This window comes from Pseudomonas tremae, assembly GCF_001401155.1.
GTDB classification, from domain to species: Bacteria; Pseudomonadota; Gammaproteobacteria; order Pseudomonadales; family Pseudomonadaceae; genus Aquipseudomonas; species Aquipseudomonas tremae.
This window is the reverse complement of the sequence record NZ_LJRO01000153.1, coordinates 249739-272202: the sequence shown is the minus strand read 5'-3', so window position 1 is coordinate 272202 and position 22464 is coordinate 249739. Positions and strand designations below refer to the sequence as shown.

Below are 22464 nucleotides of genomic sequence, written 5' to 3'. Positions count from 1 at the left end.
AATGGAAACCCTGTCTTTTGAATTCCCCGCCGGACAGCCGCCCAAAGGCCGGGCGATGGTGGGCGTGGTGGGTTCCGGTGACCTGGAAGTGCTGCTGGAACCAGGACAGCCGGGCAAACTGTCTATTCAGGTGGTGACCTCGGTGAACGGCGCCTCGCTGCGCTGGAAGCACCTGTTTGAGCGCATGTTCGAGGGCCAGACCCCGCCCGCGCTGAGCATCGATATCCATGACTTCGGTGCAACCCCCGGCGTGGTGCGCTTGCGTCTGGAGCAAGGTTTCGAGGAGATCGGCCATGACTGATAACGCACATTTGCTGAGCCAGCGCAGCTTCATCGAACTCGGCGCCCGTCAACGCACCCGCGCTTTGCTGGACACGGGCAGCTTTCGGGAATTGCTCGGCCCGTTCGACCGCGTCATGTCGCCCTGGCTGGCCATGCAAGGCGTGGTGCCTCAGGCCGACGACGGCGTGGTGGTCGCCAAAGGCACTGTCGATGGTTTGCCGGTGGTCATCGCTGCCATCGAAGGCTCGTTTCAGGGCGGCAGCATGGGTGAGGTCGGCGGCGCAAAAATGGCCGGCGCACTGGAGCTGGCTGCCGAAGACAATCGCAACGGTATTCCCACCGCCGCGATTGTATTGCTGGAAACCGGCGGTGTGCGCTTACAGGAAGCCAATCTGGGCCTGGCGGCGATTGCCGAAATTCATGCCGCGATGGTCGACCTGCGTCAGTACCAACCGGTGATCGGCGTAGTAGCGGGCAGCGTTGGTTGTTTTGGCGGAATGTCCATTGCTGCAGGGCTTTGCAGTTATCTGCTGGTGACCCAGGAAGCGCGCCTCGGGCTGAACGGCCCGCAGGTGATCGAGCAGGAAGCCGGCATCGAAGAATACGACTCCCGTGACCGACCGTTCATCTGGAGCCTGACTGGTGGTGAACAGCGTTTCGCCAGTGATCTGGTCGATGGCTTTGCCAGCGATGACGTGGCCGCTATTCGTCAGCAGGTCAGCGACTGGCTCAGGCAAGGCGTGCCCGCAACGCATCGCAGCAGCCAGTACGAGCTGTTTTTAAACCGCCTGGCCAGCCTCGATACCGAAGCGCAAATCGATCCACAACGTGTGCGCACCCTTTACCAAGGAGCCCGCTCATGAGTCATTCACAACGGGGTTTGAACTGGTTCAACGCATTGAGCTCAGGGGGCGCCGCCGTTGCGGGTCTGCCTGCTTCGCTCAAGGTAGCCGATGGCAGGCTGGGCGAGCAGCCGGTGCGCTTTCTGGCGGTGATTGCCGATACCGAAAACCGCTTCCCTCGTGCGCGTCAGGGCGAGGTGGGTTTGCTGGAAGGCTGGGGGCTGGCCAAGGCGGTGGACGATGCCATCGAACAGGATCGCGAGCGTGCCGAGAAGCGCGCCCTGATCGCCATTGTCGACGTACCGAGCCAGGCCTATGGCCGTCGCGAAGAGGCGCTAGGCATTCACCAGGCGCTGGCCGGAGCAGTGGACAGCTATGCGCGGGCGCGGTTGGCCGGGCATCCGGTGGTTGGCCTGTTGGTGGGCAAAGCGATGTCCGGCGCGTTTCTGGCCCACGGCTACCAGGCCAATCGGTTGATCGCGCTGCGCGACCCTGGCGTCATGGTGCACGCGATGGGCAAAGCCTCGGCCGCCCGCGTGACCCTGCGCAGTGTCGAAGACCTGGAAAAGCTCGCTGCCAGCATCCCGCCGATGGCCTACGACATCGACAGCTACGCCAGCCTCGGTCTGCTGTGGGAAACCCTGCAGGTCAGTCAGATCGAACAACCCGCTGCAGATGACTTGACCCAGGTGCGCGATGTGCTGAGTCGTGCCATTAAGGACACGCAGGCCACTGGCGTCGACCTGAGCAGTCGCCTGGGCGCGAGCAACCGAGCGGCGTCGGCAAAAGTACGCCAGCTGATGCGAGCGCAATGGTGATTGATCTTACTGGCGCAGTGCTGCCCCATGATTTGCTGTGGGGTATGCCGCTGTCCGCCTTGCCGGACGACGCGCCAAAGTGGGCGGTCGAGGCCTTGATCGCCGGGCAGCCGGTTGTGGTGCGGCGTCAGACGATGCCAGCCGGTCAGGTGGCGGTAGGGTTGCGTGGCAGTGGGCGGGAACAGCGTTATGCCGCGAGCATGCTGCTCTCGCAGATTTCTCACCGGGTAAGCCCCGAGCAACTTATCGCTTGTCCGACCGGATCTGGTCAGGACTGCCCGGCCTTGTGCGCCCTGCGCCAGATCCGTCCGGTGATGGAAGCACTGGAGCTGGTCTGGGGCATCGGCGGCAGTGCCGGATTCGAACTGGCCAGCGGTTTCGCAGCGCTGAATCAGGACAGCGACCTGGACCTGATTCTGCGCACCCCCGAGCCGTTCAGTCGGCGTTGCGCCGCCGAGCTGGTCGAGGCGTTGGAGACATCGGCCTGCCGGGTCGATGTCCAGTTACAGCTCGATCACGGTGCAATCGCGCTACAGGAATGGGCGCGGCCAGCAGGGCGGGTGCTGCTCAAGACCTCCAGCGGAGCTCGACTTGTGACCGATCCGTGGTACCTGGTCGAGGCGTGCGCATGAGCAGCCTGTGGGTGTTCCCCGGCCAGGGTGCGCAGCAGGCGGGCATGCTGCATCAGTTGCCTGACGACCCGATTATTCGCGATTGCCTGCAAGAGGCCGCCGATGCGCTGGGTGAGGATGTCATGGCGCTGGACACCCCCGAGGCGTTGCAATCGACCCGCGCCGTTCAGCTGTGTCTGTTGATCGCCGGTGTTGCCTGCGCGCGCTTGTTGCAGGCCCGCGAGTGCGTGCCGGATTACGTCGCAGGGCTCTCGATCGGCGCCTATCCGGCAGCCGTCATCTGCGGCGCGCTGGCCTTCGACGATGCCATGCGGCTGGTAGCGCTGCGCGGCGAGCTGATGAAGAGCGCTTACCCCGAAGGCTACGGCATGACCGCTGTCATCGGGCTGGATCAGGCCCAGGTCGAAGCGATGATCGGCCAGGTACACAGCGCGAAAACGCCCGTGTTTCTTGCCAATATCAATGCCGACAACCAGATGGTCATCGCAGGCAGCGCCGAGGCGATGCAACAGGTCGGTCGACAGGCCAAGGCTGCAGGCGCCGCAGCCGTAAAGCGTCTGGCCGTCAGCGTGCCCTCTCATTGCGCCTTGCTTGAAGCACCCGCACAAAAGCTGGCCGAGGCTTTTTCAGGCATCGAGCTTAAAACACCCAAGGTGCGCTACCTCAGCGGCAGCACGGCGCGTCCGCTACTGAATGTCGAAAAGATGCGTGATGACCTAGCCTTCAATATGTGCAGGGTCATCGACTGGCGCAGCACGGTGGAAACCGCCTACGAACGCGGTGTGCGCCTGCACATCGAGCTACCGCCCGGTGCGGTGTTGACCGGCCTGGCGCGCAAGGTCTTCCAGCAAGGAACGGCGCTGGCTTTTCAGGCTGCGCGTCTGGACAGCCTGGTCGCGCTGTCGCGAGAGGAAGGTTGCCGCACCCGATAGAGCCGCCGTGCAGCTGCTACGAAGGACAAAAACAACAACTTCAGCAATGCAAACAGAGGAATAACAACAATGATTATCTACGGTGTTGCACTACTGGCTATCTGCACGCTTGCGGGCGTGATTCTCGGTGACATGCTCGGCGTTCTGCTGGGCGTCAAATCCAATGTGGGCGGGGTCGGGATCGCCATGATCCTGTTGATCTGCGCACGCCTGTGGATGCAGAAACACGGCGGCATGACCAAAGACTGTGAAATGGGCGTCGGCTTCTGGGGCGCGCTGTACATCCCGGTGGTGGTCGCGATGGCTGCGCAACAGAACGTCGTGACTGCATTGAAGGGCGGCCCTGTTGCCGTGCTGGCTGCAGTAGGTTCAGTGGTGCTGTGTGCCTGCACTATCGCACTCATCAGTCGCACCAATCGAGGCGACCCGTTGCCTGATGAAGAGCCGCTGTTGACCCCCGATATCGCTCCGGCTGGAGGTCGCTGATATGTGGGCTCTCATCGAAAAGGGACTGGAGCACAACGGCCTGATCACGGCGTTTGCCTTTGTCGGCATCATCATGTGGGTCTCGGTAGTGCTTTCAAAGCGCCTGACCTTCGGCAGGGTTCACGGCTCTGCGATTGCTATCGTCATCGGTCTGATTCTGGCCTGGGTCGGCGGCACCATGACCGGCGGCCAGAAAGGTCTTGCCGATATCACGTTGTTTTCCGGCATCGGCCTGATGGGCGGTGCGATGCTGCGCGACTTCGCTATCGTGGCGACGGCCTTTGAAGTGCAGGCCACCGAAGCACGCAAGGCAGGGCTGATCGGTGTGATTGCCTTGCTGCTGGGCACCATTCTGCCGTTTATCGTGGGTGCCAGTATTGCCTGGATGTTTGGCTATCGTGATGCAATCAGCATGACGACCATTGGCGCGGGTGCGGTGACCTATATCGTCGGTCCGGTTACCGGTGCTGCCTTGGGAGCAACCTCGGACGTCATGGCGCTGTCGATCGCCACGGGCCTGATCAAGGCGATTCTGGTGATGGTGGGTACGCCGATGGCTGCGCGCTGGATGGGCCTGGACAACCCGCGCTCGGCAATGGTCTTCGGTGGGTTGGCGGGTACGGTCAGCGGCGTGACCGCCGGGCTGGCCGCAACGGATCGGCGCCTGGTGCCTTATGGCGCGCTGACTGCCACCTTCCACACCGGGCTTGGCTGCCTGCTAGGGCCTTCGGTGTTGTATTTCATTGTGCGCGGCATCGTCGGTTAGTGCCTGTCGATCAGGTCGCCTGATCCAGCAGGCGATTGGCGTACATGCGGCATTCAGCCAATAGCGCCAGCAGGTTAGGGTCGCGTTCCTTTGACTTGAGAAAGACCATGCCGATGTGCTGCTGCATCCGGTAACGGCTCTGCAGCGGAATCAGCCGCACGCGGTTTTCATAGACTGCGGCGATGCGTCCCGGCAGCAGGGCATAGCCGACGCCGGAACTGACCATGCTCAACAGAGTGAAAATGTCATTTACCTGCATCGCCACCTTGGGCTCGAACCCGGCTTGCCGGAATACCCGTACTCCGTCGCGATGGGTTGCGAAGCCTTGGGTAAGGGTGATGAACGTCGCTTCGCGCAAGTCGCTCAAGTCCACTTCGTCGTGTGCCGCGAACGGTGAATCGGTCGGTACGGCGAGGAAGATGTCATCTGAAAACAGCGCCAGGTGTTCGCAATCCGGGTCGTTGGTGCTTTCGTCCAGCGACACCAGCATCGCATCGACTTCCATTTTCTTGAGCTTGTAGAGCAGGTCGATGTTCGAGCCTAGAATCAGGTCGATATTCAGCTCGCTGCGACGTATCTTCAGGCCCATGATCAATTGCGGCACGGTCTTGACCGTCAGCGAGTACAGCGCCCCAAGGCGAAAACGTGCCGCCGAGAAACCCGCGGCCTGGCGCGTCAGCTCGACCGTGGCGAGTACATCCTGCACCAGCTTTTGCGCGCGCTCTTCCAGCACATAAGCACTTTCCAGCGGTGTCAAATTACGCCCTTCGTGCTTGAACAGAGGGCAGCGCAGGGCGCTCTCCAGAGAATGGATCGCCCGGTGAACGCTGACATTGCTGGTCTGCAGCGCTTCTGCAGCACGGGCCAGATTGCCTGTGCGCATGAACGCCAGGAATATTTCCAGTTTCTTCAGCGTGAGTTCGTCATCGATCTGCATGTCGTGGCGCTTGTTGTTGGTGTGCGCTGATTGTGCCCAACTCATGCCCCGATAGCTGCTTAAAATATCCCTCACAGACATAGGTGTTGCGGTTTTTTTCAATAAGCCGGAGCCTCTGTAACCAGTGTTTTCGCCATAAGAGGGTATAGAGCGGATGTACTACGGAGAGAAATTCAACGCGTGGTCCCACCTGGTGGGCGCAGTGTTGGCGACCGTCGGCGCGATCTGGCTGCTGGTCATGGCAAGCCTGCAGGGTGATGTCTGGAAAGTGGTCAGCATGGCGATCTACGGTGTCTGCCTGATAACGCTGTACAGCGTTTCAACCGTCTACCACAGCGTTCAGGGGCGCACGAAGTCGATCATGCAAAAGGTCGATCACTTTTCGATCTACCTCATGATCGCTGGCAGTTACACGCCATTCTGCCTCGTCACGCTGCGCGGCGCGTGGGGCTGGACGCTGTTCGGCATCGTCTGGGGACTGGCGCTGATCGGTATTTTGCAGGAGATAAAACCCCGCTCCGAAGCGCGAATCATGTCCATCGTGATCTACGCCGTGATGGGCTGGATCGTGCTGGTGGCGGTCAAGCCGCTACTGGCTGCGCTCGGCACGGCGGGCTTCATCTGGCTGGCTGGCGGCGGCGTGCTGTACACCGTCGGCATCCTGTTCTTCGCCTACGACCAGATCCGCCACTTTCACGGCATCTGGCACCTGTTCGTGATCGGCGGCAGCCTGATGCATTTTGTGGCTATCTGTTTTTATGTGTTGTGAAGGTGGGCGCTGAAGCCAGGTTCTCGTTGGGTTCGATTATCGTTACCACGCTCCAGCGTGGTAACGCCCTCGTGGACGCTTCGCGTCCGCTCTTGAGCCTTCAATGCGGAGCATTGGCGCGATAAACAGTCAGAAATCGCCCCACAATTGCTGCGCCACGCTTAAGGCAACCACCGGGGCGGTTTCTGTGCGCAGGACGCGTGGGCCAAGGCGGGCGGCGTGGAAGCCTGCGTCTTGCGCCTGATCAATTTCTGCATCGTTCAGTCCGCCTTCCGGGCCGATCAGGAAAGCCAGGCTGGCTGGCTTGTCATGGCTGGTCAGCGGTTCGGCCACCGGGTGCAGCACCAGCTTCAGGTCGGCTTCGGTCAGCTTGATCCAGTCGGCCAACGGCATGGGCGGATGGATCACCGGCACTACCGAGCGACCGCACTGCTCGCAGGCACTGATCGCGATCTGCTGCCAGTGCGCCTGACGCTTCTCGGCGCGTTCGTCCTTGAGGCGCACTTCGCAGCGTTCGCTGACAATCGGGGTGATCTCGCTGACGCCCAGCTCGGTCGCCTTCTGAATCGCCCAGTCCATGCGCTCGCCACGCGACAAGCCTTGGCCCAGATGAATGCGCAAGCCTGACTCAACCTGCCCGGCGAAGCGCTCGGTCATTTGCACGCGCACACGCTTTTTGCCGACTTCCAGCAGCGTGCCGCGAAACTCCAGGCCCGAGCCGTCGAACAGTTGCAGCGCATCGCCCTCGGTCATGCGCAGCACACGGCTGATGTAATGCACCTGAGCCTCGGGCAGCTCGTGCTCGCCCAGGCTCAGCGGCGTTTCAGTGAAAAAGCGGGACAGTCTCATGGTGTGTCTCGGTTCTGATGTTTATTTTGTGATGATGGCTTCGCAGACAAGTCCGCTCCCACGAGCGAACCGTCGACTAAACACTGTGGGAGCGGACTTGTCCGCGAAGGCGCCAGCCATTGCGCCGAAAATTCCGGCCCTAACCCGGATCCCTGAAATCCGGATGGAAATTCTCGCGCACTGCAACACTGATGCTGCTGCGCGTCGCGATATCAATGCCTTCGCTGGCCACTTCAGCGAGAAAGTCGATCTGCTCCGGGGTAATCACATAAGGCGGCAGGAAATACACCACGCTGCCCAGCGGACGCAGCAACGCGCCACGCTCCAGTGCATGCTGGAATACCTTCATGCCACGCCGCTCCTGCCACGGGTAAGCAGTTTTGGTGGCCTTGTCCTGAACCATCTCGATCGCAATGGCCATGCCGGTCTGACGCACTTCCGCGACATGCGGATGATCCACCAGGTGCGCCGTTGCCGTCGCCATACGCTGCGCCAGCGCCTTGTTGTTCTCGATGACGTTGTCCTGCTCGAAGATATCCAGGGTCGCCAGCGCAGCAGCGCAGGCCAGCGGGTTGCCGGTATAGCTATGCGAGTGCAGAAACGCGCGCAGGGTCGGGTAGTCGTCATAGAACGCGTCGTACACGTCGTCTGTGGTCACGCAGGCCGCCAGCGGCAGATAGCCGCCGGTCAGCGCCTTGGACAGACACAGGAAATCCGGGCGAATGCCGGCCTGCTCACAGGCGAACATGGTGCCGGTACGGCCAAAGCCAACGGCAATTTCATCGTGGATCAGGTGCACGCTATAGCGGTCGCAGGCTTCGCGCAGCAGCTTGAGATACACCGGGTGATACATGCGCATGCCGCCAGCTCCCTGAATCAGGGGCTCGACGATCACTGCCGCGACACTGGCGTGGTGCTCGGCGAGGGTCTGTTCCATCGCGGCAAACATATTCCGCGAATGCTCTTCCCAGCCCATGCCTTCAGGGCGGTGATAGCAGTCAGGGCTTGGCACCTTGATGGTGTCCAGCAGCAGCGCCTTGTAGGTTTCGGTAAACAGCGGCACATCGCCGACCGACATCGCCGCCATGGTTTCACCGTGGTAGCTGTTGGTCAGGGTGACGAAGCGTTTCTTCTCTGGCTGGCCGCGATTGAGCCAGTAGTGAAAGCTCATCTTCAGCGCAACTTCTATGCACGAAGAACCGTTGTCGGCGTAGAAGCAACGCGTCAGACCTTCGGGGGTGAGCTTGACCAGCCGCTCGGACAACTCGATTACTGGCTGATGGCTGAAACCGGCCAGAATCACGTGCTCCAGCTGGTCGACCTGATCCTTGATGCGCTGGTTGATGCGCGGGTTGGCATGCCCGAACACGTTCACCCACCAAGAGCTGACAGCATCCAGGTAGCGCTTGCCTTCAAAGTCTTCGAGCCATACGCCTTCACCACGCTTGATCGGTATCAGCGGCAGATTTTCGTGGTCTTTCATCTGGGTGCAGGGGTGCCACAGGACCTTGAGGTCACGTTGCATCCACTGGTCATTGAGGCCCATTTTCAATCTCCGGGTAGCGACTCGCCTGATGCGAGGACAAACAATCGCGCAAGCCTATGCAATGCCCGCCCATGGAACAACCTTTGATGCAGTTTTAAAGCCCGATTGACATTGCTGGCAGCTATTTGATGGCTCGCGTATCCTGCGCAGCGAGTCGATCTTTCGGGGTGACTTGCCCAATCTTTCCTACGTTTTTTCGGAGTTCGCCGAATGCTTTCTGGGTGGCTGCGCGCATGTGCGCTGATAGTTGCAGGGCTGGTCAGCGTTTCGACGCTCGCCGATGAAAAACAACGCACCGCGATCGTCGTCGGCGGTGGTCTGGCAGGCCTGACTGCTGCCTATGAGCTGCAGGCCAAGGGCTGGCAAGTGACGCTGCTTGAAGCCAAACCTGTGCTGGGCGGTCGCTCCGGTCTGGCAACCAGTGAATGGATCGGCAATACCAAGGCCCAGCCGGTGCTGAACCACTACCTGGACAGCTTCAAGCTACCTACCGTGCCAGCCCCTGAATTTGTGCGTACGCCCAGCTACCTGATTGACGGTGTGTACTTCACTCAAGCCGACCTGGCCGTCAAACAGCCTGCAACCGCCGAAGCCATCAAGCGCTACAACGACACGCTGGACAATCTGGCGCGCTCGGTTGACGACCCGGAGAACCCGGCGTCCAACAGTACGCTGTATGCCCTGGATCAGATCAACGTCGCCAACTGGCTGGACCGTCTGAGCCTGCCTGCCACGGCCCGTCAGTTGATCAATCAGCAGATCCGTACCCGCTATGACGAGCCTTCGCGGCTGTCGCTGCTGTACCTCGCCCAGCAATCACGGGTTTATCGTGCTGTCGATGAGCGTGACTTGCGCGCTGCGCGCTTGCCCGGTGGCAGTGCGGTATTGACCCAGGCTTTCGTCAAGCAGCTAAAGACCGTCAAGACCAACTCGCCTGTGACGTCAGTCATTCAGGAGAAGGACAAGGTCACCGTAAAGGCTGGCGCCACCAGCTACACTGCGGACTACGTGGTCATGGCCGTACCGCTGCGTTCGCTGAGCAAGATTCAGATGACGCCAGCGCTGGACGCCCAGCACATGGGCGCGATCAAGAGCACCAACTACGGCTGGCGCGACCAGATCATGCTCAAGTTCAAGACCCCGGTCTGGGACAGCAAGGCGCGCATGTCGGGTGAAGTGTTCAGCAACACCGGCCTGGGCATGCTGTGGGTCGAGCCTGCACTCAAGGGTGGCGCCAATGTGGTGATCAACCTCTCCGGCGACAATGCCCGCATCATGCAATCATTCGGCGACAAGCAGATGGTCGATCAGGTTTTGATCCGGCTGCATGCGTTCTACCCTGAAGCCCGCGGCGCCTACACCGGCTATGAAATTCGTCGTTACAGCGTTGACCCCTCGACGGGAGGCTCCTACCTGGCGTTCGGTCCCGGTCAGATCAGTAAATACTGGCGCTTGTGGGAAAGGCCGATACTGCGTGTAGCCTTCGCCGGCGAACACACGGACACCTTGTACCCTGGCACGCTGGAAGGCGCTTTGCGCAGTGGTCAGCGTGCGGCCAGTCAGGTGCAGGATCTGGCCGCTGGCAAATCGTTCGAGCCAGTCAAGGTCGCTCCGCCGAAAGCCCCGGCGCCGGCTTCGCAGAAATCCGAAGGCAACTTCTTCAGTAACCTGTTTGGCGGTGGTTCTTCCGACAAGCCGTCTGAACCCGTAAAACCTCAAGCGGACAAGCCTGGCTTCTTCTCGCGCATGTTCGGCGGCTCTGAAGCGCCGGCTCCCGCGCCTGTACCTGCCCCGGTAGAGAAAGCCCCGGAGCCCGCTCCAGCGCCAGCGCCGGTTGCAGCGCCCGCTCCTGTGGTCGCACCGGCAGTCCAGCCTCCGGTAAAGGCCGAGCCTGCGAAAAAGCCTGCCGCCAAGACTGATGCTGCGAAAAAGGAAGCAGCCAGGAAGGACGCCGCCAAAAAAGAAGCCGCCAAGAAGGAGGCAGCAAAAAAAGAGGCTGCGAAGAAGGCTCAGGCCAAGCCTGCTCCCGCCAAGCCATCCGCTGAAACAGCCCCCGCAGACGCCAACAACTGACTTGGCGCCAGATGACTGAAAGGGACGCGGCTCACGCCGCGTCCCTTTTTTTACGCGTGCCGAATTCGTTCCGTTTTATGTGCGCTGATGAGACCGGGCGTGATTATGCCGTTCATCGGTATCGAACGGCCGATGGTCATTGCAAAGTGTTACTGACTGCAAATTATCGCGATGCTGCTGCGACAAACGCCGTCTGGCAACCCTGAGAGGCTCGCCAGACATTGATAAACCAGCATGGCGAAAGCAAAAGCTTCATGCAGATCCATCGTATTGTTCGATAGGTCAAAGCGAAATTTTGCGCTTTCATTCGATAGATAAAAAGCTAGTCTGGTAATACTTCTGACAGGTACTGGTAATGCAGCTACGTAATTCATCCTCTCGCTACGGTCTGGTCAGCATGGTGCTGCACTGGGGTGTGGCTGCTGTCGTGTTTGGTATGTTTGCGCTGGGGCTGTGGATGGTCGGGCTGGATTACTACGACACTTGGCGCAAGGCCGGCCCTGATCTGCACAAAAGCATTGGCATCACCCTGTTTGCGGTCATGTTGATCCGTGTGGTCTGGCGCTTGCTCAGCCCGCCGCCACCGCCGTTGACCAGCTACAGTAAGTTGACGCGTCTCGGCGCAGCGTTCGGCCATCTATTCCTGTACGTCGCACTGTTTGCCGTGATGTTTGCCGGCTACCTGATCTCCACAGCTGATGGTGTGGGAATACCGGTATTCGGTCTGTTCGAGGTGCCTTCGCTGGTATCAGGTCTTCCTGACCAGGCAGAAACCGCGGGCTGGATTCATTTGTATCTGGCTTGGGTCATCGTGATATTCGCGGTGCTCCACGGCCTTGCTGCACTGAAACACCACTTCATCGATCACGATGTGACGCTCAAGCGCATGCTGGGTCGTAATTGATTGTTTAACCAAAAAGGGAAGAAAAGCATGTTGAAGAAGTCTCTCGCCGCTCTGGCTCTGGGTACTGCACTGTTGTCTGCCGGCCAGGCCATGGCTGCCGACTACGTTATCGACAAGGAAGGTCAACACGCATTCGTTGACTTCAAGATCAGCCACCTGGGCTACAGCTTCATTCACGGTACGTTCAAGGACTGGGACGGCACGTTCAGCTTCGACGCTGCCAAGCCTGAGGCCAGCAAAATCAATGTCGAGTTGAAGACCGCCAGCCTGTTCACCAACCACGCCGAGCGCGACAAGCACATCTCCAGCAAAGACTTCCTGGACGTTGCCAAGTACCCGGAAGCCAAGTTCGTTTCCACCAGCGTCAAATCGACCGGTGAGAAAACAGCTGACGTGACTGGCGACCTGACCCTGCACGGCGTCACCAAGCCAATCGTGATCAAGGCGACTTTCAACGGCGAAGGCAAGGATCCGTGGGGCGGCTACCGTGCCGGTTTCAACGGTACTTCGACGCTGAACCTGAACGACTTCGGCATCAAAGGCCCTGGCCCGACGTCGCAGACGCTGGACCTGGACATCACCTTCGAAGGCGTACAGAAGAAGTAAGTGTTCGCCTGATCGACAAAACGCCGACCCTTGGGTCGGCGTTTTTGTTGGTGCTGCCCAGAATCGGACGCGGCGCGTGGGAGCCATGATCGACACCACAAACAAAAACGCCCCGAGCAAGTCGGGGCGTTTTTTTGTTGCGTGGCTGTCAGCTGTCGCGGTTGCGGGTCAGCAGGGCCGGTTTTTCACCGCGTGGGCGTGCTGGCAATTGGTCCAGTTGCTCGGCAGACGGGAAGCGGTCGATCTTTGATTCCTTGTGCACGATCTTCGGCTGAGGCTGACCGTCGCGCGGGGCGCGTACAGCAGGCTCTTGGCCTTCACGTGGCAAGGGTTGATCTTCACGTGCCGGGCGACGACCGCGTGGCTGACTATCGCGCGAGCGCGGTGCCGAAGAACCCGAGCCGTTACGCTTGGGTGCGCCAGTAGCGGAACCGGTACGTGGTGCGCCACCCGCAGGGCGGCCCGAATTGGCCGGGCGTGCAGCGCCACCGGTTGCCGGTGCTGCGCCAGGCGCGGCAGCAGGGCGACGACCGCGGTTCTGGCCTTTGCCCTGATAAGGGCTCACGTAGTCAGCGCGATTACCGAAGTTATCTACTTCGTCATCGCGGAACTCGTCCGGGGCGCGATCCGACGCCGGGCGCGGTGTGGCTGGTTGCGATGCACGCTGTTCGCTGCGAGGCGTGCCCTCACGAGGTTTTTTTTCGCGTGGCTGCCTTGCAGGACGTTCGCCAGTGGCGGCAGCAGCGGCAGGTTTTTCCTTGCCTTTGTCCTTGCCCTTGTCGCGACGACCGCCGTTGTTCTTGTCGCCATCGGCACGAGCAGGGCGCGCACCACGGGAATTGCGAACATCCGGACGCTCACGTACTTCCGGCTTTTCAGCCTCGACTGCCGTGATGTCGAAGCCCATCAGGTCGCCATCCGGGATTTTCTGCTTGGTCATGCGCTCGATGCTTTTGAGCAGCTTTTCTTCGTCCGGTGCAACCAGCGAAATGGCTTCGCCCGAGCGACCTGCACGACCGGTACGGCCGATGCGGTGTACGTAATCTTCGTCGACATTCGGCAATTCGAAGTTGACGACGTGTGGCAGCTGATCGATATCCAGGCCGCGTGCGGCGATGTCGGTCGCGACCATGATGCGCACATCACCGGCCTTGAAGTCGGCCAGAGCCTTGGTGCGTGCGTTCTGGCTCTTGTTGCCGTGGATAGCGACGGCGGCAAGGCCGTGCTTGTCCAGGTACTCGGCCAGACGGTTGGCGCCGTGCTTGGTACGCGTGAAGATCAGCACCTGTTCCCAGGCCCCCACGGTGATCAAGTGCGCCAGCAACGAACGCTTGTGGTTGGCCGCAAGACGGAACACCCGCTGCTCGATACGCTCGACCGTGGTATTCGGAGGCGTTACTTCGATGCGCTCGGGGTTGTGCAGCAGCTTGCCTGCCAATGACGTGATGTCATTGGAGAACGTCGCCGAGAACAGCAGGTTCTGACGCTTGGCCGGCAGACGAGCCAGGACCTTTTTGACGTCATGTACGAAGCCCATGTCGAGCATCCGGTCTGCTTCATCAAGCACCAGGATTTCGACGTGGGAAAGATCAACGCTGCCTTGACCGGCGAGGTCGAGCAGGCGGCCAGGGCAGGCTACCAGTACATCCACACCGCGGGACATGGCCTGAACCTGCGGGTTCATGCCTACGCCGCCGAAGATGCAGGCGCTGACGAACTTCAGGTCGCGTGCATAGAGCTTGAAGCTTTCATGCACTTGCGCGGCGAGTTCGCGAGTCGGGGTCAGGACCAGTACGCGCGGTTGGCGCGGGCCATGACGCTGGGATTTGTCCGGAACACCATTGGGAAACAGCCGCTCCAGAATAGGGAGGGCGAAACCACCGGTTTTACCAGTACCTGTCTGCGCCGCAACCATCAGGTCGCGACCTTGCAACACGGCGGGAATTGCCCGCTGTTGCACGGGGGTAGGCTGGGTATAGCCCGCTGCCTCGATGGCGCGGACTAAAGCCTCGGAGAGACCGAGGGAAGCAAAGGACATGAGTAATCCTGTTCTGTTGGAGCTTAAGCTCAAGGGATGTCTTGCCTGGCGCGAATGGCGTGTAAAGACAACGCGATCCCGTCCGGTCCTGCAGGGTCTTCAGTGCATCTCGTGACGTCTGCGCTTGATGAAAAAAATGCGCTGATGGCGTGAACGAGTGACGATTGCAAGACCGCGCGTCCGGGCGTAAGCCTGGCGGGAAGGCTGGAGTATAACAGAGCGAGCGCAATACGCTGCTTTCCTGCTGCCCAACGGTGTATCAGGCCGCGATCTTCAGGGAATTGCCCGTCAGATCACGGCTTTGCAGGACTGTCAGCGTGGCAATTGCAGGTTGTTCCACACCGCCAGACTCGGTTCTGCCTGGTTCAGCGTGTAGAAGTGCAGGCCTGGGGCGCCACCTTGCAGCAGGCGTTCACACATCTGCGTAATGACTTCTTCGCCAAATGCCTGAATGCTCTGCACGTCATCGCCGTACGCTTCCAGTTGCTTGCGGATCCAGCGCGGGATCTCTGCGCCGCAGGCATCGGAAAAGCGTGCCAGCTTGCTGTAATTGGTGATCGGCATGATGCCGGGCACGATCGGGATGCTCACTCCCATCTTTTCGACGCGCTCGACAAAATTGAAATAGCTGTCGGCGTTGAAGAAGTACTGGGTGATTGCGCTGTCGGCACCCGCGTTGGCCTTGTTGACGAAGTGCTTGAGATCGTCTTCGAAATTGCGCGCCTGAGGGTGCATTTCCGGATAGGCGGCAACTTCGATGTGGAAGTGGCTGCCGGTTTCTTCACGAATGAAGGTCACCAGGTCGTTGGCATGACGCAGCTCGCCGCTGGCCATGCCCATGCCGGAAGGCAGGTCGCCACGCAGGGCTACGATGCGCTTGATACCTGCTTCCCTGTACTGGGCCAGCAGGTTGCGCAAGTCGTCCTTGCCGTCGCCAACACACGACAGATGCGGCGCGGCAGGCACTTTTACTTCGTTCTCCAGCTGCAACACGGTATTGAGCGTGCGGTCGCGGGTAGAACCACCGGCACCGTAGGTGCAGGAGAAAAAATCGGGGTTGTACGTGGCCAGCTGACGAGCAACGGTCAGCAGCTTTTCATGTCCAGCGTCGGTCTTGGTAGGAAAAAACTCGAAACTGAAGCGGCGATCTTGAGACATGGAGCCGATCTCATCGTAGGAGCGAACTTGTTCGCGAAAAGGTCGGAAGGACCTTCAGATACCGAGCATCACCGGAGTATCAACTACGTCCGGTGAAGGCTGATTGCAACCTCTGCCCACTTGCACGCGAGCAGACGGCCCGATCCGCTTCTTTTGGCAGCAGAAGCGTACCGGACCTGCTCAATCAGTAGCGGTAAGCATCTGGCTTGAACGGACCTTCGACGGTCACGCCGATGTAATCGGCTTGGGTCTTGGTCAGCTTGGTCACCACACCGCCGAAACCGCGGACCATTTCCAGGGCCACTTCTTCGTCGAGTTTCTTCGGCAGTACTTCAACAGTCAGACGCTCGGCTTTCTTGGCCGGAGCCAGGTCAGCGTACTTCTGCTCGAACAGGAAGATCTGTGCCAGAACCTGGTTGGCGAACGAGCCGTCCATGATGCGGCTTGGGTGACCTGTGGCGTTGCCCAGGTTAACCAGACGGCCTTCGGCCAGCAGGATCAGGTAGTCATCGTTCTGCGCGTCGAACGAGCCGGCGCCAGTACGATGGATCTTGTGAACCTGCGGCTTCACTTCTTCCCATGCCCAGTTCTTGCGCATGAAAGCAGTGTCGATTTCGTTGTCGAAGTGACCGATGTTGCACACTACAGCGCGTTTTTTCAGCGCTTTAAGCATGTTGGCGTCGCAGACGTTGACGTTACCGGTGGTGGTCACGATCAGGTCGATCTTGCCCAGCAGAGCCTTGTCGATGCTGGCTTCGGTGCCGTCGTTTTCGCCGTCGATGAACGGGGAGACAAGCTCGAAACCATCCATGCAAGCCTGCATGGCGCAGATCGGGTCGACTTCGGTCACTTTGACGATCATGCCTTCCTGACGCAGGGACTGGGCCGAGCCCTTGCCCACGTCACCGTAGCCGATCACCAGCGCCTGCTTGCCGGACAGCAAGTGGTCGGTGCCACGCTTGATGGCGTCGTTCAGGCTGTGACGGCAGCCGTACTTGTTGTCGTTCTTGCTCTTGGTCACCGAGTCGTTGACGTTGATGGCCGGGATTTTCAGCTCGCCCTTGGCCAGCATGTCCAGCAGACGGTGAACGCCGGTGGTGGTTTCTTCGGTCACGCCGTGGATCTTGTCCAGCATCGCCGGGTATTTCTTGTGGATGATCTCGGTCAGGTCGCCGCCGTCGTCGAGGATCATGTTGGCGTCCCATGGCTGGCCATCCTTGAGGATGGTCTGCTCGATGCACCACTCGTACTCTTCTTCAGTCTCGCCTTTCCAGGCGAAAACAGGGATGCCCGCAGCGGCGATGGCAGCAGCGGCCTGGTCCTGAGTCGAGAAAATGTTGCAAGACGACCAGCGTACTTCGGCACCCAGGGCAACCAGGGTTTCGATCAGTACAGCGGTCTGAATGGTCATGTGGATGCAGCCGAGAATTTTCGCGCCCTTGAGCGGCTGTTCAGCGGCGTACTTGCTGCGCAGACCCATCAGGGCAGGCATTTCGGATTCGGCGATGATGGTTTCGCGGCGGCCCCAGGCGGCCAGAGAAATATCGGCAACCTTGTAGTCGTTAAAATCTGCGGGCGTGATTACAGCACTCATTGAGAGTCTCCATTCCATAAAAATGCGAATGGGCGCCGTTGTGCGTTTAAGGCTTGCCGGCTGATGATCAACCTTGCAAACAACGCCCTATCCGAGCCTGACAGGGAAAACCTGCTGCAGCGCCCCTCGGACAGGTGGCGGGAACGGTATCAAGCGTTGATGACCGTTGTGAAACGTTTGGCAGTATAGCTGTGCTGGCGATTCTTCCCAAGGCTTTCTGTCGGGTTAAAGGCCATGCTTTTGCCATCTAGCGGTAATAGGGTCGATGCACAGTCTCTATGAGACCAGCATGGGCGGAAGCCTTCTGCTCTGCCATCATGCAACCCTCTACCGGCCATACGCTCAGGAATGAACATGAATTTCCACACCCGCAAGTGGGTAAAGCCCGAAGACCTCAACCCCAACGGCACCCTGTTCGGCGGTAGCCTGCTGCGCTGGATCGATGAAGAGGCTGCGATCTATGCGATTGTCCAGTTGGGCAACCAGCGGGTGGTGACCAAGTATATTTCCGAGATCAACTTTGTCAGCGCTTCGCGTCAGGGCGACATCATCGAGCTGGGCATCACCGCCACCGAGTTCGGCCGCACCTCGATCACCCTCAAATGCCAGGTGCGCAACAAGATCACCCGCAAGAGCATCTTGACGGTCGAGAAGATCGTCTTCGTCAACCTCGACGAAGACGGTCAGCCAGCGCCACATGGGCGGACCGAGATCCGCTATATAAAGGATCAGTTCGACGTAGAGGACTGACGTTCAGGTTGCTGAAGATTGGACGCAGAGCGTCCGCAACGGCGTGCCCACGCAGAGAGTGGGCACGATAGTTACAAAGTGATCGTACCTCACGCTCCGCTTGCGAATGCCCTTCACGACGCTCCGCGTCGTCCACACAGCTTGGCTCAGCCCTTGGCCTGGAACTCTCGCAACCACGTCAGGCCTTCGCTGGTATCGCCTTTCGGGCGGTATTCGCAGCCGACCCAGCCGGTGTAGCCCAGATCGTCGATGACGTTGAACAGGTGCTCGTAATTCAATTCGCCGAGGTTCGGCTCGTTGCGATCCGGTACGCCTGCAATCTGAATGTGGCCGATGCCTGCAAAGTCCCGGCGCAGCTTGCTGGTCAAGTCGCCTTCGACGACCTGGCAGTGGTAGCAGTCGAACTGCACCTTCAGGTTGTCTGCACCCACCAGCCTGCGGATTTCCTGCGCCTGATCCTGGCGGTTGAGGAAGAAGCCCGGCATGTCACGCGTGTTGATCGGTTCGATCAGGATCGTGACACCAACAGACCTTGCCTGCTCGGCCGCAAACGCCAGGTTTTCCAGATAAACCGCCTGATGGCGCTCGCGCAAGTCCTCGCTGGGCAGCAGACCGGCCATCACATGCACGCGGTCATTACCCAACACCTGCGCATATTCCAGCGCACGTTCGATGCCACTGCGAAATTCCGCTTCGCGGCCTGGCAATGTCGCGATGCCTCGTTCGCACGCATCCCAGTCGCCCGGTGGGGCGTTGAACAGTGCCTGCACCAGGCCATTGTCGCTCAGGCGCTGTTTGAGCTCCTGCGGCGTGTAGGCGTAAGGAAACAAATACTCGACCGCCCCGAAACCGTCGGCAGCGGCGGCGGCAAAGCGCTCAAGAAAATCATGCTGTGGATAGAGCATGCTGAGGTTGGCGGCAAAACGAGGCATGTTGACTCCAGTCTTCAAAAGGTCAGACGAATGGCCAAAGCAGCAGAGTGATCACGAAACCCAGTGTGCCGAGCAGCGTGACCAGCACAGTCCAGGTGCGCAAGCCGTCAGCGACGTTGAGGCCCGCCAGTTTGGTGAACATCCAGTAACCGGCGTCGTTGATGTGCGACATGGCCAGACCGCCACCGCCCATTGCCAGGCACAGCAGGGCAAGGTGATTGGCGCTCAGGTCAAGTGTGGCAATCAGCGGGCTGAGAATGCCGGCGGTGGTCACCAGCGCAACAGTGGTCGAACCCTGAACAGCGCGCAGTAACAGCGTCAACAGAAAGCCCAGCGCCAGCACTGGCAGACCAGTGTTGCGCAGAGCCTCGGAAACCACCGCACCAATACCGGTATCCACCAGCACCTTGCCGAACACGCCACCGGCACCGGCGATCAGGATTACCATCGCCACACCGGGCAAGGCCGAGCCGATCACGTCGGACACCTGCGTGCGGCTCCAGCCACGACGCGAGCCCAGCAGCCAGGCGCACAGCAGGGTGTCGATCAGCAGGGCCACTAGTGGCGCGCCCAGAACAGTCAGTACCGCACGCAGCGTGGAGGTTGCGGGCAGCAGCGTGGTTGCCAGAGTGCCCATCAAAATCAGCACGATCGGCAGCAGAATCAGGGCGATGATCAACCCGAAACCCGGTGCGGGCGCTGGCGGCAGCTTGCTTGCCAGGCTGCTGGCGCTTTCTTCTGCGCCGAGGGTTCTGGTTTCAGTGGCTTCACGTACCGCTGAATAATCGTTGCGTGCCCAGGCTTCCAGGTCTTCGTTGGTGACGTGCGGGCCGTAGACTTCGGCGCGGATGTCATCGGTTATCGGGTAGGTCTTGCGGGTCATGCGGCCCGCGACGAAGTAGCCGACCATGCACAGCACCGCGACAATCGGGATACCCAGCATCAACACACGACCCAGGTCCGCACCCAACTGGCTGGCCGCAGCAACGGCGCCAGGGTGTGGCGGCAGGAACGCATGCACCGCCAGCAACGCAGCACACATCGGCAGCGCGAAAATCAGCAACGGCTTGCGCGCCGCGCGGGCCACACCATAAGCCAGCGGCATAAGAATGATCACGCCGACCTCGAAGAACACCGGGATGCCGACCATGAAGCCCGCGATCGTCAGGGCCAGCGGCGTACGCTTGTTGCCGAAGCGGTTGATCAGGGTTCTGGCCAACGCTTCGGCGCCGCCCGACAGCTCGATGATGCGCCCGATCATTGCGCCCAAGGCAATGATGATCGCGATATGGCCGAGGGTCTTGCCCATGCCGCCTTCAATGGTGGCAACCAGATCGGCGGGTTTAACACCGGCGACCAAGGCCACGATGATGCTGACCAGCATCAGGGCGACAAAGGGCTGGAATTTGTACTTGAGCACCAGAAACAGCAGCAGCGCGATGCCCGCACCGGCCACGACCATCAACATGAGCGGCGTCATGCCCGTGTACTCCGACCAATGTTGGTGAAGATTGAATGCGAAACAGCGGGTTTGTGGTGAGTCATGCTCTCGATTCCTGTTGTTATTGTTTTTTGGCCGGGAGGCGTCGTGCGCCTCACGATCAATGTGTGCCCGTTACCACTTCGCGCCGAACACCTGACGCAATTCTTCAAGCGCCGTAGGGTCAAGGGGGTCAGGTTTCGGATCGGTCATCAGCCACAGACGAGCTGTTTCTTCCAGCTCTTCGAGGGCGTAGCAGGCCTTGGCCACCGAGCTTTCCCAGACCACCGGGCCGAGCCGTTCAAGCATCACGCCGCGCACGCTGTTGGCCAGATGCGCAACACGTTCGGCGACTTTTGGCGAGCCCGGACGTTCGTAAGGGATCAAGGGGATGTGGCCGACTTTCATGACCTGATAGGGCGTCAGCGGCGGCAGAATGTCGTCTTCACGCCACACGCCGGCCAGGGTCAGCGCCACCAGATGCGTCGAATGGGTATGCACCACGCCGCCGACTTCAGGGTTGCGGTCGTAGACTTCGCGATGTAACGCAAGGGTCTTGGACGGCTTGCTGCCCGACACCCATTCGCCAGCCAGATTGACCTTGGCAATATCTGCCGGGTCCATGCGGCCCAGGCAGGCGTCGGTCGGCGTGATCAGCCAGCCGTCATCAAGACGTGCGCTGATGTTGCCGGCGCTGCCAACCGTGTAGCCACGGCCATACAACAGGCGGCCGACGTCGCAGATTTCCTGACGCAGGGCGTTTTCATCAATCATCAGGCTTCCCCCGCCAAATGCTTGAGGGCTTTGGCGAAGAAGTCGCGAGCACCGAAGTTGCCGGACTTCAGCGCCAGTGCCAGCGGCTCACTGCCACTGCTGACGGTGGCCGGGACACCTGGATCGATCTGTGCGCCGATCTGCAACAGTTGCACGCCCAATGCCTGAACCACGGACCCGGACGTCTCGCCACCGGCCACCACGAAACGGCGTACGCCAGCGTCGAAAAGGCCTTTGGCGATTTCGCCGAGTGCGGCTTCGACCATAGCGCCGGAGCGTTCGACGCCCAGTTCTTTCTGTACGGCTTTGACTTCGTCCGGGGTGCTGGTGGCGTAGATCAGCACTGTCTGAGCGGCGTCTCTTGCAAACGCCAGCGCCTGCTCGACTACTGGTTTGCCAGCGGCCAGATCAAGCGGGTTGATGCGCAGGGCAGGGCGATTGGCTTCCAGCCAGGCCGCGACCTGGCCATTGGTCGCAACCGATGCACTGCCGGCCAGCACCACTTCACCGCCGCTGATGGCGATCTGTTTGGCTGCGTCGATATCACGCAACTTGCCGGCCTTGCGGAAGTTGCCCGGCAGGCCCAATGCCAGCCCCGAACCGCCGGTCAAGAGCGGCAAGTCGGCGCAGGCTTCGCCCAGGGTGTACAGGTCGGCGTCCGACAGGGCATCGGCGATGGCCATGCGCACACCTTCAGCGCGCAGCTCGGCAATTTTGCCGCGTACGCTTTCTACGCCTTTGGCAACCGTGTCGTAGCGCAACAGGCCGACTTTGTGGGTGGTCTGCGCTTGCAGCACGCGCACCAGATTGGCATCGGTCATGGGTGTCAGCGGATGGTTCTGCATGCCCGATTCGCTGAGTAACTGGTCCTGCACGAACAGGTGACCACGGAAAATCGTGCGGCCGTTTTCCGGAAAGGCTGGGCAGGCGAGGGTGAAATCACTGCCCAGTTGTTCCAACAGTGCTTCGCTGACCTGGCCGATGTTGCCTGCTGCGGTCGAGTCGAAGGTCGAGCAGTACTTGAAGAAAATCTGCTCGCAGCCGCGCTCGCGCAGCCATTCCAGCGCAGCGAGGGACTCTGCAACCGCTTCAGCGCTTGGCGTGGTACGGGATTTCAGGGCGATGACAATCGCGTCGGCGTCCAGCCCCGCAGCCATTTCGGCGCTGGGGATACCGATGCTTTGCACGGTGCGCATGCCGCCACGGACCAGCATGTTGGCCAGATCGGTCGCGCCGGTGAAATCGTCGGCAATGCAGCCCAGCAGCGGGCGAGCGGTGTTCAGGCTCATCATTCGC

General features: G+C 60.4%; 22 protein-coding genes and 1 riboswitch. Of the genes, 12 read left to right on the top strand and 10 right to left on the bottom strand.

The annotated features are described in order from the left end of the window. Position 1: 1 nt before the first annotated feature. The 7 genes from ALO43_RS11145 to madM all read left to right on the top strand — a co-directional run bounded on the left by ALO43_RS11145 (position 2) and on the right by madM (position 4758). A complete protein-coding gene (locus ALO43_RS11145; RefSeq protein ID WP_005888275.1) occupies positions 2 to 301 on the top strand; it encodes a malonate decarboxylase subunit delta in 300 nt (99 codons plus the stop codon). Beyond that, the gene (locus ALO43_RS11140) at positions 294 to 1145 is read left to right on the top strand and encodes a biotin-independent malonate decarboxylase subunit beta (RefSeq protein WP_054997503.1); all 852 of its coding nucleotides are present in this window, start codon (positions 294 to 296) and stop codon (positions 1143 to 1145) included. Before ALO43_RS11145 ends, ALO43_RS11140 begins: the two co-directional genes overlap by 8 nt. Continuing rightward, complete coding sequence (gene mdcE / locus ALO43_RS11135) at positions 1142 to 1942, top strand: biotin-independent malonate decarboxylase subunit gamma (RefSeq protein ID WP_054997502.1); 801 nt, start codon at positions 1142 to 1144, stop codon at positions 1940 to 1942. The genes ALO43_RS11140 and mdcE overlap by 4 nt, the downstream gene beginning before the upstream one ends. Next, positions 1936 to 2574: a malonate decarboxylase holo-ACP synthase gene (locus tag ALO43_RS11130; protein WP_054997501.1), complete on the top strand. Its 639-nt coding sequence runs from the start codon at positions 1936 to 1938 to the stop codon at positions 2572 to 2574. Before mdcE ends, ALO43_RS11130 begins: the two co-directional genes overlap by 7 nt. Then, positions 2571 to 3506: a malonate decarboxylase subunit epsilon gene (gene mdcH, locus ALO43_RS11125; RefSeq protein WP_054997500.1), complete on the top strand. Its 936-nt coding sequence runs from the start codon at positions 2571 to 2573 to the stop codon at positions 3504 to 3506. Before ALO43_RS11130 ends, mdcH begins: the two co-directional genes overlap by 4 nt. A 69-nt stretch (positions 3507 to 3575) precedes the next feature. Next, positions 3576 to 3992: a malonate transporter subunit MadL gene (gene madL, locus ALO43_RS11120; protein WP_024689943.1), complete on the top strand. Its 417-nt coding sequence runs from the start codon at positions 3576 to 3578 to the stop codon at positions 3990 to 3992. A gap of 1 nt (position 3993) precedes the next feature. Beyond that, complete coding sequence (gene madM, locus ALO43_RS11115; RefSeq protein ID WP_005888291.1) at positions 3994 to 4758, top strand: malonate transporter subunit MadM; 765 nt, start codon at positions 3994 to 3996, stop codon at positions 4756 to 4758. Positions 4759 to 4768: 10 nt separating this feature from the next. Here madM and ALO43_RS11110 read toward each other — a convergent pair whose 3' ends face one another. Continuing rightward, positions 4769 to 5695, bottom strand: a complete 927-nt coding sequence (locus tag ALO43_RS11110; protein ID WP_054997518.1) for a LysR family transcriptional regulator — start codon at positions 5693 to 5695, stop codon at positions 4769 to 4771. 154 nt (positions 5696 to 5849) lie between these two features. Between ALO43_RS11110 and trhA the strand changes: the two genes are divergently transcribed. Continuing rightward, a complete protein-coding gene (trhA, locus tag ALO43_RS11105; protein ID WP_005888294.1) occupies positions 5850 to 6464 on the top strand; it encodes a PAQR family membrane homeostasis protein TrhA in 615 nt (204 codons plus the stop codon). Between the two features lie 129 nt (positions 6465 to 6593). On the opposite strand, the gene ALO43_RS11100 is transcribed toward trhA, so the two are convergent. Continuing rightward, on the bottom strand, positions 6594 to 7313 hold the full coding sequence (locus tag ALO43_RS11100; protein WP_005888296.1) for a 16S rRNA (uracil(1498)-N(3))-methyltransferase: 720 nt from the start codon (positions 7311 to 7313) through the stop codon (positions 6594 to 6596). Positions 7314 to 7452: 139 nt separating this feature from the next. Then, complete coding sequence (locus ALO43_RS11095; protein WP_054997499.1) at positions 7453 to 8859, bottom strand: adenosylmethionine--8-amino-7-oxononanoate transaminase; 1407 nt, start codon at positions 8857 to 8859, stop codon at positions 7453 to 7455. A 210-nt stretch (positions 8860 to 9069) separates the two neighbouring features. Here ALO43_RS11095 and ALO43_RS11090 point away from each other — a divergent pair, with 210 nt between their 5' ends. The 3 genes from ALO43_RS11090 (at position 9070) to ALO43_RS11080 (ending at position 12442) form a co-directional block, all read left to right on the top strand. Beyond that, the gene (locus ALO43_RS11090; protein ID WP_005888299.1) at positions 9070 to 10932 is read left to right on the top strand and encodes a flavin monoamine oxidase family protein; all 1863 of its coding nucleotides are present in this window, start codon (positions 9070 to 9072) and stop codon (positions 10930 to 10932) included. A 355-nt stretch (positions 10933 to 11287) separates the two neighbouring features. Continuing rightward, a complete protein-coding gene (locus ALO43_RS11085) occupies positions 11288 to 11836 on the top strand; it encodes a cytochrome b (RefSeq protein WP_005888300.1) in 549 nt (182 codons plus the stop codon). A gap of 27 nt (positions 11837 to 11863) precedes the next feature. Beyond that, positions 11864 to 12442 (top strand): YceI family protein, encoded by a 579-nt coding sequence (locus ALO43_RS11080; RefSeq protein ID WP_005888301.1) that lies wholly within the window; start codon positions 11864 to 11866, stop codon positions 12440 to 12442. A 148-nt stretch (positions 12443 to 12590) separates the two neighbouring features. On the opposite strand, the gene ALO43_RS11075 is transcribed toward ALO43_RS11080, so the two are convergent. From ALO43_RS11075 to ahcY, 3 genes are all read right to left on the bottom strand, one after another. Further along, positions 12591 to 14480, bottom strand: coding sequence for a DEAD/DEAH box helicase (locus ALO43_RS11075; protein WP_005888302.1), 1890 nt, complete (start codon positions 14478 to 14480; stop codon positions 12591 to 12593). A gap of 312 nt (positions 14481 to 14792) precedes the next feature. After that, positions 14793 to 15638, bottom strand: coding sequence for a methylenetetrahydrofolate reductase [NAD(P)H] (gene metF, locus ALO43_RS11070; protein ID WP_005888303.1), 846 nt, complete (start codon positions 15636 to 15638; stop codon positions 14793 to 14795). Positions 15639 to 15822: 184 nt separating this feature from the next. Beyond that, on the bottom strand, positions 15823 to 17232 hold the full coding sequence (gene ahcY, locus ALO43_RS11065; RefSeq protein ID WP_005888304.1) for an adenosylhomocysteinase: 1410 nt from the start codon (positions 17230 to 17232) through the stop codon (positions 15823 to 15825). A gap of 23 nt (positions 17233 to 17255) precedes the next feature. Further along, positions 17256 to 17366, bottom strand: a riboswitch (S-adenosyl-L-homocysteine riboswitch). A gap of 220 nt (positions 17367 to 17586) precedes the next feature. Here ahcY and ALO43_RS11060 point away from each other — a divergent pair. After that, positions 17587 to 17982, top strand: coding sequence for an acyl-CoA thioesterase (locus ALO43_RS11060; protein ID WP_002551711.1), 396 nt, complete (start codon positions 17587 to 17589; stop codon positions 17980 to 17982). Positions 17983 to 18128: 146 nt separating this feature from the next. Here the strand turns inward: ALO43_RS11060 and otnI are convergent, their stop codons facing one another. The 4 genes from otnI to otnK all read right to left on the bottom strand — a co-directional run bounded on the left by otnI (position 18129) and on the right by otnK (position 22457). Next, complete coding sequence (otnI, locus tag ALO43_RS11055; protein WP_054997498.1) at positions 18129 to 18914, bottom strand: 2-oxo-tetronate isomerase; 786 nt, start codon at positions 18912 to 18914, stop codon at positions 18129 to 18131. A 22-nt stretch (positions 18915 to 18936) separates the two neighbouring features. Further along, positions 18937 to 20394 (bottom strand): GntT/GntP/DsdX family permease, encoded by a 1458-nt coding sequence (locus ALO43_RS11050; protein WP_054997497.1) that lies wholly within the window; start codon positions 20392 to 20394, stop codon positions 18937 to 18939. Positions 20395 to 20529: 135 nt separating this feature from the next. Then, positions 20530 to 21168, bottom strand: coding sequence for a 3-oxo-tetronate 4-phosphate decarboxylase (otnC, locus tag ALO43_RS11045; protein ID WP_005888307.1), 639 nt, complete (start codon positions 21166 to 21168; stop codon positions 20530 to 20532). Next, entirely contained in the window at positions 21168 to 22457 is a 1290-nt protein-coding gene (gene otnK / locus ALO43_RS11040) for a 3-oxo-tetronate kinase (RefSeq protein WP_054997496.1), read from the bottom strand. Before otnK ends, otnC begins: the two co-directional genes overlap by 1 nt. Between the last annotated feature and the right edge of the window lie 7 nt (positions 22458 to 22464).